Source organism: Paenibacillus camerounensis (genome assembly GCF_000723885.1).
Classification (GTDB): domain Bacteria; phylum Bacillota; class Bacilli; order Paenibacillales; family Paenibacillaceae; genus Paenibacillus_AQ; species Paenibacillus_AQ camerounensis.
This window is the reverse complement of record NZ_CCDG010000011.1, coordinates 55,814-72,593: the sequence shown is the minus strand read 5'-3', so window position 1 is coordinate 72,593 and position 16,780 is coordinate 55,814. Positions and strand designations below refer to the sequence as shown.

General features: G+C 54.3%; 10 protein-coding genes. 3 read left to right on the top strand and 7 right to left on the bottom strand.

The genetic code is table 11. From position 1 onward, the window contains the following. Complete coding sequence (uxuA, locus tag BN3772_RS04555) at nucleotides 1–1,077, bottom strand: mannonate dehydratase (protein WP_042197144.1); 1,077 nt, start codon at nucleotides 1,075–1,077, stop codon at nucleotides 1–3. Nucleotides 1,078–1,394: 317 nt separating this feature from the next. Here uxuA and BN3772_RS04550 point away from each other — a divergent pair, with 317 nt between their 5' ends. After that, on the top strand, nucleotides 1,395–2,048 hold the full coding sequence (locus BN3772_RS04550; RefSeq protein ID WP_042197141.1) for a GntR family transcriptional regulator: 654 nt from the start codon (nucleotides 1,395–1,397) through the stop codon (nucleotides 2,046–2,048). Between the two features lie 635 nt (nucleotides 2,049–2,683). Here the strand turns inward: BN3772_RS04550 and BN3772_RS04545 are convergent. From BN3772_RS04545 to BN3772_RS04520, 6 genes are all read right to left on the bottom strand, one after another. Next, nucleotides 2,684–6,223: a glycoside hydrolase family 2 TIM barrel-domain containing protein gene (locus tag BN3772_RS04545; protein WP_042197139.1), complete on the bottom strand. Its 3,540-nt coding sequence runs from the start codon at nucleotides 6,221–6,223 to the stop codon at nucleotides 2,684–2,686. A 46-nt stretch (nucleotides 6,224–6,269) separates the two neighbouring features. After that, on the bottom strand, nucleotides 6,270–7,868 hold the full coding sequence (locus BN3772_RS04540; RefSeq protein WP_086074404.1) for an extracellular solute-binding protein: 1,599 nt from the start codon (nucleotides 7,866–7,868) through the stop codon (nucleotides 6,270–6,272). Nucleotides 7,869–8,113: 245 nt separating this feature from the next. Continuing rightward, the gene (gene tnpB / locus BN3772_RS04535; protein WP_086074403.1) at nucleotides 8,114–9,202 is read right to left on the bottom strand and encodes an IS200/IS605 family element RNA-guided endonuclease TnpB; all 1,089 of its coding nucleotides are present in this window, start codon (nucleotides 9,200–9,202) and stop codon (nucleotides 8,114–8,116) included. A gap of 198 nt (nucleotides 9,203–9,400) precedes the next feature. Beyond that, nucleotides 9,401–10,195, bottom strand: coding sequence for a Nif3-like dinuclear metal center hexameric protein (locus tag BN3772_RS04530; protein ID WP_042197402.1), 795 nt, complete (start codon nucleotides 10,193–10,195; stop codon nucleotides 9,401–9,403). Nucleotides 10,196–10,207: 12 nt separating this feature from the next. After that, on the bottom strand, nucleotides 10,208–12,379 hold the full coding sequence (locus tag BN3772_RS04525) for an alpha-glucuronidase family glycosyl hydrolase (RefSeq protein WP_042197136.1): 2,172 nt from the start codon (nucleotides 12,377–12,379) through the stop codon (nucleotides 10,208–10,210). A gap of 663 nt (nucleotides 12,380–13,042) precedes the next feature. After that, a complete protein-coding gene (locus BN3772_RS04520; RefSeq protein WP_042197134.1) occupies nucleotides 13,043–15,199 on the bottom strand; it encodes a glycoside hydrolase family 52 protein in 2,157 nt (718 codons plus the stop codon). A gap of 181 nt (nucleotides 15,200–15,380) precedes the next feature. On the opposite strand from BN3772_RS04520, the gene BN3772_RS04515 reads away from it, so the two are divergent. Together BN3772_RS04515 and BN3772_RS04510 are read left to right on the top strand one after the other, a co-directional pair. Continuing rightward, nucleotides 15,381–16,289 carry an AraC family transcriptional regulator gene (locus BN3772_RS04515; protein WP_042197131.1) on the top strand — a complete coding sequence of 303 codons (909 nt, stop codon included), beginning with the start codon at nucleotides 15,381–15,383 and terminating at the stop codon, nucleotides 16,287–16,289. Beyond that, entirely contained in the window at nucleotides 16,286–16,777 is a 492-nt protein-coding gene (locus BN3772_RS04510) for an LURP-one-related/scramblase family protein (RefSeq protein WP_042197129.1), read from the top strand. Before BN3772_RS04515 ends, BN3772_RS04510 begins: the two co-directional genes overlap by 4 nt. Nucleotides 16,778–16,780: the final 3 nt, after the last annotated feature.

Here is a 16,780-nt window from a genome sequence, read left to right as displayed (position 1 = left end):
TTACTTCGCCCCCTTTACGTTCTCCAGGCTATCCCATACACCAAGCAGGTACATAATACCCATCGCTCTGTCGTAGAGACCATAGCCCGGACGGCAGTTCTTCTCTTCTCCCCACAAGTGGCGGCCGTGGTCCGGACGGACATAGCCGGTAAACCCGCTCTCATGGTAGGCCTTAACCACTTCAGCTACATCAACACTGCCGTCGCGGCCGCGGTGGGACACTTCGATAAAGTCCCCATTATCGAATACCTTAACGTTACGGATGTGGGCAAAATAAATCCGGTCATGGAACTCGCGGATCATCGCCGGCAGATCATTCTCGGGATTCGTGCCGAGCGAGCCCGTGCAGAACGTCAGTCCATTGTACGGGCTGTCTACAGCATCCAGCATCCGGCGGATGGAGTCGCGGCTGCGGATGATGCGCGGCAGTCCAAAGATCGGCCAGGCCGGATCGTCAGGGTGAATAGCCATTTTGATATCCACTTCTTCACATACCGGCATAATACGCTCCAGGAAGTACACCAGATTCTCAAACAGTTTATCCTCTGACACATCGGCATAGGCCGCGAACAGGTCATCGAGCTTAGCCAGACGCTCCGGCTCCCAGCCCGGCATCGTGAATTCCCCTGCGCCTTTGAGGATGCGGTCAACCATATCGCGCGGATTATCGGTAATGGCAGCCTTTTCATAAAAGAGGGCGTTCGATCCGTCCGGCAGCTCCTTGTAGAGCTCCGTACGTGTCCAGTCGAACACCGGCATGAAGTTGTAACAGATCACCTTTACGCCGACTTTTGACAGCTTGCGGATCGTATCAATGTAAATGTCGATGTATTTATCACGGGACGGCAGACCGATCTTGATATCATCATGGACGTTAACACTCTCAACTACTGCAGTGCTGAAGCCCTTGGCTGTAATCTGATCCGCAACCTTCTGGATTTCCTCCATCTCCCAGACTTCACCAGCCACTTTGTGGTGCAGCGACCAGACAATGCCCATTACCCCCGGAATCTGCCGGATATGATCAAGAGTAACATTGTCGTTCCCTTCGCCATACCATCTCCATGTCATGTTCATAAATAAACCCTCCTTATAATGTAAAAGCAAAAGACAACCAAATAATGTAAAGAAAAGCAATAGCCCCTTGTGCACAGCCAGTCTGAAGCGAAACCAATCCGCCTAGTCTGATGCTCAGCCTTATCTTGTATACAAGTTTGACTTGATCATAATTTAAACTTTGTAAAGTTGTCAATAGCCAATTGGAAACACTTATGTATCCCCTTACAATAGTATTAATTGAAGTTTTTTTCACAAGGCTCCGATTGTGTTCTTTTTTAAACCTTTGGCATGATGTATACTAGACATTAAAATATACCAATGGAGCAAAAGTAGCCATGTCAATTAAAGAAGAAATCATGAAAACACTAAAGCAGGAAATTCTCACCCTGACTCTGAAGCCGGGCGCTATCCTCAGTGAGACCGTTCTGTCCGAACGGTTCCAGATTTCACGGACTCCTCTGCGTGACGTGCTGAAGCAGCTCAGCCTTGAAGCTTATATTGATGTCTACCCGAAGAAGGGGAATCTTGTTTCCTATATTGATCTGGAATCTGTGGAGCAGATTATTTTTCTGCGGAGTGCGCTGGAGAAGGAGATCATCAAATATCTCTCCGAGCATCTTGCGCTGAAGGGCGTGCATGAGCTGAAGGACATTCTGGACCGGCAAAAGGCCGTTATCCTTGAAGATGCGGCTACCGAGCCGTTCCTTAATCTGGACGATGCGTTCCACGCCGCCTTGTTCCGGCTGGCCGGACGGGAATATCTGTGGAATCTGATCCAGCAGTCCAATGTACACTACGTCCGCTACCGCAGACTGCACATGCTGAGAAAAGAAAAGCTGGAGGAAATCTGGGACGAGCACCAGCGCATCCTCGAATACATGACCCGGCGTGAAACCGGCAAGCTGGAGGCGCTGATCCACCACCACCTGCGGGAGGATATCAATTCCCTCTATCTGCAGGAGAATTTTGCGGATTATATCCGGGGCTAGGGCGGCCCGGAGGCCAGATCTGCGTGGTGCGTCTGCCGGCGGGAAGATCAGAGGCATTTTTGCCTCTGATTTTGGCCGTTTGCCTACTTTAGGCGGAATCAAAGGCATTTTTGCCTTTGATTTCGGCCGTGCGTCCACTTTGAGCGATATCAAAGGCATTTTTGCCTTTGATCCCACCTCACGGATTCCCGCCACGCACCCAACTAACAATATTACTCAACTACCCTCACTACTCCTCTTGCACAGCAACCCCACTTTCCCCATCCCCCCACTTTTCCTGACTAGAACACACTACTAAGTCCCGAACTTCACTTCACCCTTAACAGTTAGCCAAGCCAACTGGCAGATTTCGGCGCTACCCCACTTTGGGCGGAATCAGAGGCATTTTTGCCTTTGATTCCGGCCGTTTGCCTAAACTAATAATGTTACTTTAACTAACCTGACTCATCCTCTTGCGCTATAACTCCATTTTCAACCTTCCACACACTTTGTCATTCCAAAACACACCATTTTACCCAATTATCCTCATATCGTTTACTACGGTTATGCTTCACCTTGTTTGCAGGAAAGCCAGCGATACAGAAGACAGCCCGCCCCCGGAATTCGAGGACAGGCTGTTAAAAGTTTTTATTACCTTAATTTGTTTCCTCTCCACCCGGCAAAAACCGGAACCATTGCAGATCAAAGTTACTGCCCGGCAGGAACAGGAATGTCACAGTCTGTGCACCATACACTGGTTCAAGCACAAATTCCCGCACCGTATAGCTGTCCGCCCCTTGAAATTCAACAAGCTGCTTGGAGTCGCCGTCGGGGCTGCCGAACAGCAGGTGGACCGTATTGTTCGCAAGCTGAGACCGCCCGCAGATCTGCAGCCGCACTGCCCCCTGTGCACCAAAGTCCATATCCTCGTAGATCAGGGACACATTGTTGCCGATTCCCTCAACCGCATTCTCCGTAACAGAGAACGTATCCCCGTATATCCGGCTGTTCTCCAGGGCGCCGAGACTGGCGAAGGCTTTGTGCCGGCGGGCAAAGCGGAAGCCCTTAAGGTGAATTTTCTTCTGCAGGACGAAGGACAATGTCACAATTCCGCTCAACCGCTTAGGCAGCTTGTAGCTTTCCTCCTGGTATACATTCCATTGTGACGGCTTCTGATAGAGCACGGTATCCAGCAGCACTGCACCAGACTGGCCGGGAATACCCTCCCAGATCCCGATCTGATATTCCTCACTGTCCAAAGCGAATATAGGCAGTGTCAATTCATCAGCACCGTAGCTGCCAAAGTCGATCCGCTCGAAGCAGATCAGGCTCTGCCCTTCACGCGCCGTCGCTACGCCGCGTTCATTGCCGTTAGTCAGATTGTAGCTGGCGCTGCTGTGATAGGCTGCGGAGACAAACTCATATGGGTTCAGATAAGCCTGCCCGAAGCCGCTCAGCTTAAGTTCCATCTGTGAGTACAGCCGGATGCCATCTGCACCGTTCCTTACCCCGCACCTTACATATACATCGCCGTCACCGAGCGCAGTGATCAGCACTTCATGCCCGTTCACCTCAAGGGAGGCGATATTGGAATCCACTCCGGCCGCGTTGGTGATGCGCCATTCCACATCCTGATAAGTGGCGTTCTCCGGATGCAGCTTCACGCGGATGGGCAAGCCGGACTTATCCGGGGTCAGCAGCGTGCCTTCGGGGCAGAGGAGCTCCAGCTTACGAACCGGCACCTCAGGCAAGGCATCGCCGACGGTATCCCCGGCGCTCCCGCTGGTTCCCCGCCCGGCTTCCAGCGGACAATCCGCATAGAGCACCCGCTCTTCCGCTCCCGCAGCAGCCGGCACGGACTGCAACACGATCTCCGCACCGGCAATACCCGCCGACTCCGCGCGCAGCGTAATCGCCCCCGGCTCCAGTGTGCCTGCGATAATCGCCAGCAGCTTGCCGCTGAACATTCGGCGGCTTGCGCCTTTGTAGGCATCGTAATCTGTGCTGTCCCCGTTATCCAGGCCGACCAGCCGTCCCGGTCCTTCGATGCTCAACTGCACCCGGTTGCTGGCATTCTCCACAGGGAGACCCGCTGCATCCGCGGCAGTGATCGTAACGAAGATCAGATCCTGCCCGTCAGCAGCAAGCTCCTGCTTGTCTGCTGCCAGCACAAGGGAGGCGGCATTGCCGAAGGAAGCACGCTGCTCCGAAGCTATCACCTGACCATGCTCATCATAGGCATCGGCCCGGAGAACCCCTGCCTTGTACGGCAGCTTCCAGTTCCCTACAAGCTGAAGACCATTTTCATGGTCAATGTCATACGTACCTTGGGAGACATCATCCAGGAACAGCTCAATCCGCGGCGCATTGGAGCAGACCCGGACATCAATCAGCTGACCTTCGGAGAAATCCCAATACGGAAAAATATGAATCATCGGGGAAGTGCGGTAATCCGTCCATTCCGCCTGATAAATATAATAGGAATCCTTCGGGAACCCGGCGGTGTCCAGTTGTCCGAAGTAGGAGTTCTTGGTATGATATGGGGTCGGTTCCCCGATATAGTCGAAGCCGGTCCAGAGGAACTGTCCCAGGGAATACTTGGCATCCCTGTCTCCGGTGATGCAGGTTTCTGTATTCTTCGCGCCCCAGCTTGTTGAGCTGTTGCCAAGCGCCGAACACTGCTGGTCATCGTCAGCAAGTACCGGCTGGTCCAGCGGAAAATGATAGATACCCCGGCTCTGCACCGTCGAGCAGGTCTCGCTTCCGTAAATGATCCAGTCCGGATGCTCCGCATGATGAGCATCATAATATTTCTCGCCATAGTTATAACCGGCAAGTTTGACGATGTCTGCGCATTTGCGGGCATTTTCCCATGGCATATAGTTCGAGCCGATCGTTACAAAGCCGTTGCCGCGCGGGTCATGCAGCAGCACCTCATCCTGGAGCATCCGGGTAACCTCCTGGCCCCGCTCACCTGCGTGGGTATCATAGATCTCGTTGCCGATGCTCCACATGATCAGGCTCGGACAGTTCCGGTCGCGCCGGACCCAGCTGGCAATATCCTTCCTCCACCAATCCGGGAAGAAACGGGCGTAGTCGTAAGGCGTCTTGCTGCGCTCCCACATGTCAAACGCCTCCGAAACGATCAGCACGCCCAGCTCATCGGCCAGCTCCATCAGCTCGACCGCAGGCATATTATGGGCCGTGCGGATGGCGTTCACGCCCATCTCCTGCAGCAGCACGATCTGCCGCCGCAGCGCAGCCGTATTAACCGCTGCCCCCAGCGCACCCAGATCATGGTGCTGGCACACCCCGTTCAGCTTAAAGGAGCGGCCGTTGAGGAAAAATCCCTTGTCACTGTCCAGCTCCACTGTCCGAAAGCCGAACCGTTCACGCTCCTCCTGGATAACGTTCCCGCCTTCCAGCAGCTCTGTCTTTAGCCAGTACAGGCTCGGACTGGCAATGTCCCAGAGCGCAGGCTGTTCCACAACCAGCCTGCTATGGGCATGCACGGTCCCGCTGCCGTCCGCCACCAGCACTGCGGACTCCTCCCGGGCTACTGTATTACCGTCGCTGTCCAGCACCGTATGACGAAGCGCATATGCCACCTTTTCCCCGTCAGCCGCCAAGCTCTGCTCATTATCCAGCGTCCGGACGGCAGTGTCGCCAAGCACCAGCTCTGTATCCACATCCACCGTCCAGTTCCCGGCATCCGCCGGCCGTGCAGCAATGTAGATTCCGTCTGCAGCAATATGACTCAGCGGATATTCACGCAGCCACACCGAGCGGTAGATGCCTGCCCCGGAATACCAGCGGGAATTAGGCGATTCATGAACAACCCGCATTACAATGGTGTTATCCCCCTCCTGCAAATAAGGCGTAATGTCAAACTCAAAGGTGGAATACCCATACTTCCACTCCCCCGCCTCCTGTCCGTTTACATACAGCGTAGAGTCCATGTATACGCCTTCAAACCGCAGAGACCAGCAGCGCTCCGGCGGTATTGTATCCAGAGTAAGCGTCCTGGTGTACCAGCCCTCCCCGTTCTCATAGAGCGCATTCGTATCGTAGATCAGCCAGTCATGCGGCAGGGTAACGGGCATCCAGTCCGCCTCCGCCATTACCTTTGTCAGCTCAGAGCACAGCGGCTGCTTACTGAACTGCCAGCCCCCGTTTATTTTGCGTAAAGTGTTCATTATATGATCTCCTCCTGATCTGTGTCTCCGGCATACCCGCCCGGTCTCAGCGCTTCAGATAACGTTCATAGGCTGCCTGCTGAATGTCCAGCGCCCGCTCAATCCCCATATCCCGCATCTGCTGCACGTATTTGTCGTAGTTATCCACCGGCTCGGTGCCGAGAATAATTTTGAGCTCTGCCTCCTTCACCAGGGTATTGATGTCGTTCATAATGCTGCCCAGCTCGTCGGATTCCTCACCTGTCGGGGTAACCGGAGGAAGCAGATGGCGCTCGTGGTTCGTATTCTTCCAGATGTCCAGGGCCGCAGTGGTCTGGGCAAACTTCACCGGCAGATGATTATCCTGCTGAATCATTGGAAAGTTAGTGCTGTGCGAGTATTTGAGCATCACCTTATCGCTGGAAATACCGTCCGGGTTATTCGCCACAAAGTCCGTGTACACCGGCTCGCCGTCCACCAAAGTATACGTAGTTCCTTCAATGCCAAAGGTATTCAGCATACTTCCCTCTTCGGTAAAAGCATAATCAAGCCACCGCATCGCCGCCTCCACATGCTTCGTATTAGCCGAAATTGCCGCAGAGTAGGTTCCCGCATAGGCATTGTCGAGCTGGCCGAACTCCGGCGTTGTCCCCTTGGCGGCTGCAGGATACGGGGCTGCTGCAAAATCAGCCTGTTTCCCGGCGGCCTGTGCTGCCGAATTGTAGCTCTCAATATAAAATTGCCAGCCGATCGTCGCTCCGCTCTCGCCGGAGGCCATTTTTTTATCCACAGTCGCCGCGTCGACAGAGGCAAAATCCTTATCGATCAGCCCCTCCTTATACCACTGCGCCATCGTCTTCAGGTACTCCTTATAGCCCGGCTCCAGGTAGCCGTAGACCACCTTCCCGTCATTAACGTAAAAATTCCCCATCACCCCGAAGGCGCCGGCAAATCCGCCGGTCCGCTCACCCAGGAACAAGGTACGGAGCGTCAGCGGGGCGGCCGCCTGTTTCCTTTCTTTAAAAGCAGTCAGTACCGTATGCCACTCGCCGATCGTCTCCGGGATGCCAAGCCCCAGCTCGTCCAGCCAGTCCTGGCGGATAATCGGTCCGCCGTATACCCTGCCGTTTTCCGAACGGATGAACGGGAAGGCGTAGTAGGTGCCGGCATCGGTTTTGATCATTTTGTCAATTTCGGGATGCTCGGCAAGCGTCCGTTTCAGGTTGGGGGCATACTGTCCGATCAGATCATTCAGCTTGAGAATATAGCCCTGCTCCACCGCTTTATCGGGACCGCCGGGAAACTGCAGCCAGGTGTTGAGAAAAATATCCGGCAGCTCGCCTGACGCCAGCAGCAGACTGAATTTCTGGTCGGTCATCGGCGTGCCTCCCAGCTGCCCGATACGGATTCCGGTCCGGGCCTCGTACTCGTCCTCAATCGGCAGACGCTCCGGCGTGCCTCCCAGTTGCTCATTCATAAAGGTGAGTGTGATATCCCCTGTCATCGGATAGGAAAAATCAGCGGGGTCCGCAGACGGATTGCCCGGAGGAATCTTCAAAGCGCTTTCATTATTAGAGCCCCCGCAGCCTCCGGCAAGCAGGACAATGCCCAGTACAAAAACGGCTGAATGCCTGGCCCTTCCTTTTCTCCAACTTTTGATCAACATGATGACCTCCACTGTAAAATATGGGTCCGGTTACCGCCCTGTGCGATTTCATGCACCTTCAATGTAAGCGATAACCAGCACCCGGAGCAATGTTCAATATGCATAATGGATTGTCATTATCTTGAATTCTCCCCCACTTAGCTAGCGCTTGAAGTGGCGGATTCTTGCGAACAGAAGAGTAACCTCTTCTTATTTAGCAAGCGATTCCTGCGTTCCCGCAGTTCTATCATTTGGATAGGTGGCGGTTAAACCGCTACTTGTGCAATATTATGAGCGGCGTTTTCATCACGGTCATGAAGCGTACCGCAAGCGTTGCACGTCCATTCCCGAACCGCAAGATTCTTAACTTCCGAGTGGATTGTGCCACACACGTGACACCGCTGACTGGTCGGTTCGAACGTATCGGCGATCCGAAGGGTTCGTCCATACCAAAGGGCTTTGTACGTCAGTTGCCGTACCCACTCCCCCCAAGACGCATCCGCGATGGATTTTGAAAGCTTGGGATTCTGAATCATATTCGCGACACGCAGATGTTCGATACTAATCGTTTGGTTTTCACGGATCAGTTTCGTTGTCAGTTGGTGGAGAAAATCATTTCGTTTATTCGCAATACGTTCGTGAATGCGAGCGACATGCTGCTTCGCTTTCTTCCAGTTGGAGCCGCCCGAAGTACGCCGAGCCATCCGCCGCTGCCAAAGCGCCAGCTTTTTCTCATATTGGCGGTAAAAGCGGGGATTGGCATACCGTTCACCATTCGAGCTTACAGCATACTCTTTCAAACCCAGATCGATTCCGGTATGTGCGTCCACTTGCGGTAGTGGGTTCTTTTCAACTTCGCAACCAAGCGAAACGAAAAATTTTCCACTGGCGTTTTGACGCACGGCAGCAGTCAATATCCGTCCTTCCAGCTTCCGGGAGTTTGCAAAACGCATCCAGCCGAGTTTTGGGAGCTTCAAGCGACTCCCATCAATGGCGATATTCCCGTTCGTGAATTTGGTCGTGTAACTTTGAACCGGATGCTTCCGGCTCTTAAAGCGTGGCGCTTGATTTTGCTTTTTGAAAAAGCGATCAAAGCTATCCGCCACATGACGGGCAACCGACTGCAAAGCGATGCTATCGACTTCTTTCAGCCAGTCGTATTGCGCTTTTAGTACAGGGAGTTTTGTCGCACAAGCGTGATAGGACAAACCTTTTCCCGTTTCCGCATAGCTTTGATTCCAAGTGTCCAAAAAGGTATTGAACACAAAGCGGCAGCAGCCAAACATACGCCTTATGAGTTGCTGTTGTTCCGGTGTGGGGTAGATCCGGTATTTATAGGCTTGATGTATCAGCATGTGCGACACCTCATTTTTGGTAATATTATTCATATTATAGCACATACGTTCGGGTTTAGGTTCAAATACCGCAGATTCATTCCCACCCTATCGAGGGTGGAGTATTCTCAGCTTTTTTAGATAAAAAGCCTGCATTGTCCCGCTGCCAGGACATCCCGCCAAACCAAAAACCTCCTTGGCAGCAAGGAGGTTCAGGCGTTAAATCACTTCAAACACCGGACGTTCCGGGATGTAGCGCACCGGCACCGCCGGAAACTGAGCAGCCAGCCGCTCGGCCAGCAGCTTCATGCCCGGAGCTTCACTCTCGGCGTGTCCAAGCATAATCAAAGCCTTGCTGCGCCCCTGCTGCAGCGCATCCCTGACATATTCCGGCGTCTCCCATTCCGGGCCTTCACCGGCAATGATCAGGTCAAGCCCCTCTTCCCCGTACAGGGGAATCGCCAGCTGGCTGCCGCCCCGGTAGCCGACCAGGATGCCTATCCGGCTGCAGGAGCCGGTTAATCCCCCTGCTGCGCGCACATAGGATATCTGCAGCTTACGCTTCACATACTCCGCAATTTCTCTCAGCGATGCGGGCGGAAGAGTAAGAACGGACACGGCCGGACGGTGCTCCTCCACATACTCCTGCCAGCCCAGCTCAGCAATTAGCCCTTCGGTAATACCGTCCGGCGTATAGCGGTGCACATAGTCATGGAAACGGTAGATGCCTGTCTCCGTTCCGGCAATTTGCGCAGACTTCTGCAGGTAAACAGGGTCCTGTCCAAGCCGCTCCCGCTGGTCGTGATGGCTGTAATAGATCCCTTCATGGGAAAGGATCAGATTAGCTCCCAGGGCAGCCGCCTGTTCTATCACATATTGCGAGGCGGTAAATGCGGTGACAATTCCCCGCACCTCCGTCTCCGGTGTTCCTGTTTCCAGCCTGTCTACCGTCTGCTCCGGCACGGGGATTCCGTCCGTAAGCCAGTCAATAACCGTTCCGAAGGTAATCGTCATGTTCATATCCATTTAGTAGATGATTCGTGACAACTGATCTTCTATACCGCTTTTCCGGTAAAAATACGTGTTGATCTGGTCACGCCATTCCTTCGCATGCGCGGCTTGGCCTGTAAGACGCTGTTCCACCTGCACATACAGATCCTCTCTTACCTTGTCCTTCAAGCTCTGCCAGGAGGACAACAGCCCTTCCGCCCGCTGCGCCCCTTCAAAATGCGTATCGTAAATGTGCTGAATTACGGTTTTGCCGGAATGGAGCACATGGGTGTACGGCACGTGATGGAAGAACAGCAGCAGCTCATCCGGGCATTCCTCAAGCGACTCGTAGCGTGCAGCGTTACTGCCCATATACTGGGCGCTGTAGCCGGTCCCCGTCTTCACTGTCCGGTCAACCCCGATCCCGCGGTTGTCGGCGTAATGATAGGTGCCCCACTTCGAATATTCATAGCCGTCCACATTCGGCCCGTAGTGATGCTCCGGATTGATCATCCAGCCCACACCAAGCGGTGCAGTGTAAGATTCATAGATTTCTAATGAATCCAGCAAAATCCCGCTGATCACATCCGCTACCTCCTGATTGCTGCCAAAGGTCAGGGCAATCCATTCAGCGGCGATGGCTTCCGCGCTAAGCCCGGGATTCCAGGCCAGACGGCCGTAGCCGTACAGGTTGGCCTGGGCCAGCAGATGGCCGGTCCAGTTAATGTCATTGCCGGTGTTGGACACCGCCGCAATCCCGCTGAGCCTGTTGCCCCACAGCGAACCGTCCACGATGTGCTTCACCGGAGAAGACTCCCCTTTGGCTAGGGTCTCGAACTCCAGTACTTCTTTCCACTGGGGAACCAGGTAGCAGACATGGCGCTGCTGGCCGGTATATTCCTGGGCGATCTGGAATTCAATAATCTGATTGGTCTGCGTAAGTGCCCCGAACAGCGGGGAGACCGGTTCTCTGACCTGGAAATCCATCGGGCCGTTTTTGATCTGCAGGATGACGTTGTCCTTGAATCTGCCGTCAAGCGGCTTGAAATGATCGTAGGCAGCCCTTGCCCGGTCTGTCTTGCGGTCCCGCCAGTCCTGCTTGCAGTTGTACACGAAGCAGCGCCAGATGACGATGCCGCCGAACGGCTCCAGCGCTTCAGCCAGCATGTTGGCCCCGTCAGCATGGTCGCGTCCATAGGTGAACGGGCCCGGACGGTTCTCCGAATCCGCCTTGACCACAAAGCCGCCGAAATCCGGGATTGCCTGATAAACTTCAGCCGCCTTGTTCTGCCACCAGGTTCGCACGCCCGGATCGAGCGGATCGGCAGTGCCCGCCCCGCCTTCCTGCATAGGACCGGCAAAATTTACGCTCAGGAACAGCCGGATACCGTATACTCTGAACTGGTTCGCGATTTCGGCCACCTGCGGCAAATACTCCGAGATGAACAGCGTCTCCAGCGCATGCACGTTTACATTGTTGATTGCAATGGCATTGATCCCTGCAGAGGACATCAGGCGTGCATAATCGCGTACCCGCTCCATATCCCCGATAAACCGGTTATTGTCATATAAAAAGGACTTGCCGGCATAGCCCCGCTCCACGCTGCCGTCAAAGTTATCCCAGTGGTTAATCATCCGCAGGCCGTTGACCGGGTTGACTGCTTCATCGAGTGCTTCGATTGGCTGCAGCGTGCCCATGAGCCGCAGCAGATGGAATACTCCGTATAGCACACCAGCCGGTGTGGAGGCACCAACCGCAATGCAGTTATGTTCTGCACTCGTACGGATGGCAAAGCCCTCGCGGCCCACCTTGCGGATGTCAGCCTCTGCAAACACGCTGCTAATCAGCGCGTTCCCGCCCCCGAAGATGCCGAAGGCAACGAACGGTTCTGTGCCGGCTCCGGCAGAACGAGCCGGGATATTGGCTGCGGTATTTGCCGCAGCAGCATTCGTTGAATCGCTCGCTGATCTAGTCTCAGCAGCCGCTTCCGCCTGTACCTGCACCTCAATGCCCAGCATCGAGGCAAGGCCTCTCCGCCATTCCGTGAGTGCAGCCTGAACGGTCCCGTCCGTCTCCGTAACGCTCACCGCTCCGCACCATTTCACATATTGCTCCTGAAGCTTGCCCTGCGGCAGCTCAGGGCAGCTCAGCCAGGCTTTGTAGCCATGATCCTGCAACAGATTGTTAATTCCGCCCGCCTCATTCATCCGGAAATCTCCTCCTGCTTGTTCCTGTTTATTGTTACTTCACACATTTCATTACCAGACTTGCTTCTACACACTTGCTTCTACACACTTGATATACTCATTCATCCTGTCCGTTCTGCGCCTACGCGTCACACATCGATTCCACAGCTGGCTCTGTACACCCGCCCGGCTCACTGATCCACCCTATTCACCGGACTTACACCCGCCCGGCTCACTGATCCACCCTACTCACCAGGCTTGCCTCCCGCTACATCCGACCAGCTAGTTGCTCAGCACACCCGCTGCCGCTAGCTGCTCACCCACACCCCGCCGGCAAATTTGTGTACTACTGTGGACTTACGCACCCACCCGGCCTACTAGCCCATACACATTTGCCCAGCACTCCTGCATGAACCTGACCTGATTCCAATAAGGTATGTGTCTGCTATACCTGACAACTTTAGCTGCACTCTGTACAACTATATCGGCCATTTTTGCTCCACTAACTGTTTTAAGTGTACTTCGTACACCTATACCGGCCGATTATGCACACTTAGCCCGATTTCAGCCGATTTAGCTGTACCAAATGCAGCTATTTCGTCCAAACGCGAATTTCCTCTGCTTTTAGTTGCACAAACTGCAGTTAACAGTAATAGAGCCTGCCTGCTCAGGTTACACAATCCGCTATTTAGCGCAGGCCTGCCGGGCCAGCTCCGTCAGCGAACGGCTGCCCGTACCTTCCAGCAGCCAGAGGATTGCCGTAACGCCGCGCGGGTAATATTTGCTGCCGCCGATCAGGCCGCCCAGAATCTGGTCGCTCCAGCACCAGTAGGACAGCTCGGGATGCAGCAGCCAGCCCACATGGGCAGCATCTGCCGCACGGCCGCTCTCCTCCCAAGGCAGATGCAGGATCTCTCTGGCGATAAACTGCGAGAGATAGATTTTGCTGAGCCAGGAGTTATTGCTGGTGGAGGACAGCTTCCAGCCTCCATCTTCGAACAGGCAGACGCCCGGAACCAGTACGGTCTGCAGATGCGTGTTCAGCGCACGGAGGTACCCGGCGAACCGGCCGGCCGGATCAAGCGCTTCCTGACATCCGGTGAAGAGCGGGAAGATCAGCCCTTCAATCGCCGGAATGATACGGGAATCATTATTTTCGTTAATGACGGCCGGAATATATCCTTCACTGTTCAGCTCTGCCGCAATGGATGCAGCACATTTCTCCGCCTGCAGGCCTGCTTCCGCTGCCAGCTCCGCCAGCCCTTCCTGGCCGAAAAACTTCTCCAGCGCCACATAGGCCGCCCAGCATTTGCCCGCCATATAGATGTTATTGCGCGACTGTCCGAGCGAGGTGTCCAGACTGTCGTAGGTGGTAATCTCGGCACCGCCCTGCGTCCGGTTGCTGTCCAGGCCCATCAGGCCGTTGCGCTGCTCCCTATCCGGGTGGTCACGGTTCAGCATGCTCTCGAAGCAGGCCCGGAGCGTAGCCAGCATGTTATCCGTGAAATCACGGTCCCCGGTCTGCTCAATATAGACAAGCGCCGAGACCAGCCAGTTCACCAGCTCCTCATGACTCATATAGGAAAAGCAGTCATCCAGCCCTGCCAGCTCATAAGCGGAATACTGCGGACGCGAGAACACATTGGCTACGCCGACATCGTGGGTGAAGCTGATTCCGCCCGGATACTCCCTGGTTTCACCCGGGAACACAACCTTATCCTCATAGCTGTAGCGGTCCACGAACAATTCCAGCTCACTCCGTACCGTCCACGGATTCATCACCAGCTCAAAAAACAGCTGATCCGCCGTCAGATCCAGCGTGTTCATCATCCGGTATTCGCCTTCGTTGACAATCCACAGATACTTCTCCCCGTCATGCAGCAGCTGCGTGCTGCCGTAATAGCTGTGAATCGCATGCGACAGCATAAAAGTCTGGTCTGCGCTGAGACCGGCCGATTGAATCCAGGCATCAGCGTCCGCACAGGCAGCAGTCAGCTCAGCGAAATGCTCCAGTGCATAACCGGCCACCTCCTCAATATTCCGGAAAAAGCGGGTATACGTATAACTGGCATCAATTCCTGTCGTTACCAGACCGCCGCGGTAAAAGCAAACCGCAAACCGGTACGTCCGCTTTTCGCCCGCCGGAACCTCCATCAGTACAGCGCCGGTGCCGCCCAGACCAAAGGACAGATTGTGCTCAAGCTTGGCTTCCAGAATCTTTTCCATGGTAAAGCCGAGCGCCGACTGCACACCTTCCTCCTCACAGGCAATAGCCGTCAGCCGGCCTTGTCCGATTCCCTGAAAAGCCCCGCCGCTCGTATCGCCCAGCCTGCGCATGGAGCTGTATGGATCGCTGCCTTCGTAGCCGAAGAAGCCTCTGCGGGCAATAGTTCCCCGGGTGTTATCGAGCGTAAGCTCAGCAAAAACCGCCGGCAGCAGCGCTGCCTTCAGCGACTCGTCATCAGCGGCGGATGGATCAGGTACGGACCGGACAGGAGAATATACCTTAAAGGTCAGGTCCCCAGCCTGCCACGTATCACTTGCCGTTCCCAGCGTCCGGCTGATTGCCTCATCTTGAAACGCTTTCAATTTAATTTTGGCGGTCTCATCCGCTTTTTCTATATCATATCTGGCTCCGGCATCTGCCACCTGCTCAAAAAAGGGCAGCATTTCATAGCTTTCACCGTCCGCAGACTGAAATCCGATGTACATATTCTGGTCAGCCGGTTTGCCCAGCTCCAGCCCGAGCCCCCCGTTTTTACCTTTAAAGCCGAGTGTAAAGCTTGCAAATGCCCCGATAGGCGAATGCTGGACATTATAGAATGGATTAGACTTTGTCATAATGGCTCCTTCCTGGTACGCAGCATGCGAGTTTGGCCGTTTATAGATTGCCTATTCTCATCCTATCACGGGGCTCTATGCCGGGGACATTGCCAAATCAGGCAGATTTTTACCCAAATCAAGCCGAACTTCGATATACTGGAAATGGACAGTGAACCTGAACAGCAAGGAGGTACCGCTTATGGCTTCGGCCTTTCTGCCGCCAGAACTCGGCCAGAACATTAGTGAGATCATTATCCCTGACGTCAAAACAACGCTGAACCTGTTCGGCATGCATCTGCGGACGGTAAGCGGTGCATGGAGTTATCCAATTCATGCCCATCCTCAGTACGAGTTCAACTATGTGCTTGACGGAGAGCAGCGAATCATTGTGAACAGCCGAAGCTATACGCAGCGTGCCGGGGATCTGGTCCTGCTCAGACCGGGCGACTCGCATTCCAGCCAGAGCGGCAACGGACGGCCGTTCACGTATTTTTGTATCCATTTTGACATCGATGATAAAATTCTGATCTCGCTCTTAAGCCGGCTGCATCATGTACTCTTTCCGGCTGACAGCACGATTGCCCATAAGTTAACGCCCTCGCTCACCAGACTTGTGGACATTTCGCATCAGATACAGGGTGATATTACAATGTCCCAGCGGATGAGGCTGCAGTCTGCCGTGTTCGACCTGTTCGGCCAGCTGTGGGAGGCCTTCTCTGTTGAGGCCAACCTGCAGGCATCTGCCAGCTATGAAAAGGTTGAGCTTGCCCACCAGATCCGCAGCCGTCTGCAGGGTCTTGTCTACCAGCAGTTCAAGCAGGATATCCAGGAAGACAAGACGCTTGGCGTCGATGATATTGCGGCGGAGCTTGGCATCAGCTCCTCGCACTGCTACCGGGTGTTCCGGCAAGTGTTCGGCCTATCCCCGAGAGAGTTCCTGTCCCAGCAGATGCTGCATGAGGCCAAGGTGCTGCTGGACGATCTCCGTCTGCCGGTCAGCCACATCTCCGCAATTCTCGGCTACCGGGATATCGCCCATTTCAGCCGCCAGTTCAAGCGCTGGCACGGCAAATCACCGCGCGAGTACCGCGAAGGAGGTTCATTATGAGAGAGCTTTATATGAAGCAGAAGGTATTTAGCCTTAGCGGCAAATTTACTGTAAAGAACCAGCAGGAGCAGGATGTGTATTATGTAGAGGGCAGCTTTATGCAGATCCCCAAAACATTCTCCATTATGAATGCCCGAGGAGAAGAAGTCGCATTGATAACGAAAAAGGTGTTCAGCTTTCTGCCGAAGTTTTTTGTCGAGGTAAACGGCCGGGAAGTGCTGACAATCAAGAAGGAATTTTCTTTTCTAAAAGCACGCTATACCATTGATTCGGCAGGCATCGAGGTCCGCGGGAACTGGTGGGACATGGACTTCGAGGTCCTGCAGCACGGTTCAGTCATTGGTGAGGTCAACAAGGAATGGTTCACCTGGGGCGACAGCTACAGGATTCACATCTTGAATGAACAGATGGAGTCTATCCTGATCGCGATTGTGGTGGCGATTGATTGCGCGAAGGCTGATGATGCGGCGGGGGCGGGATCTCAGTAATTG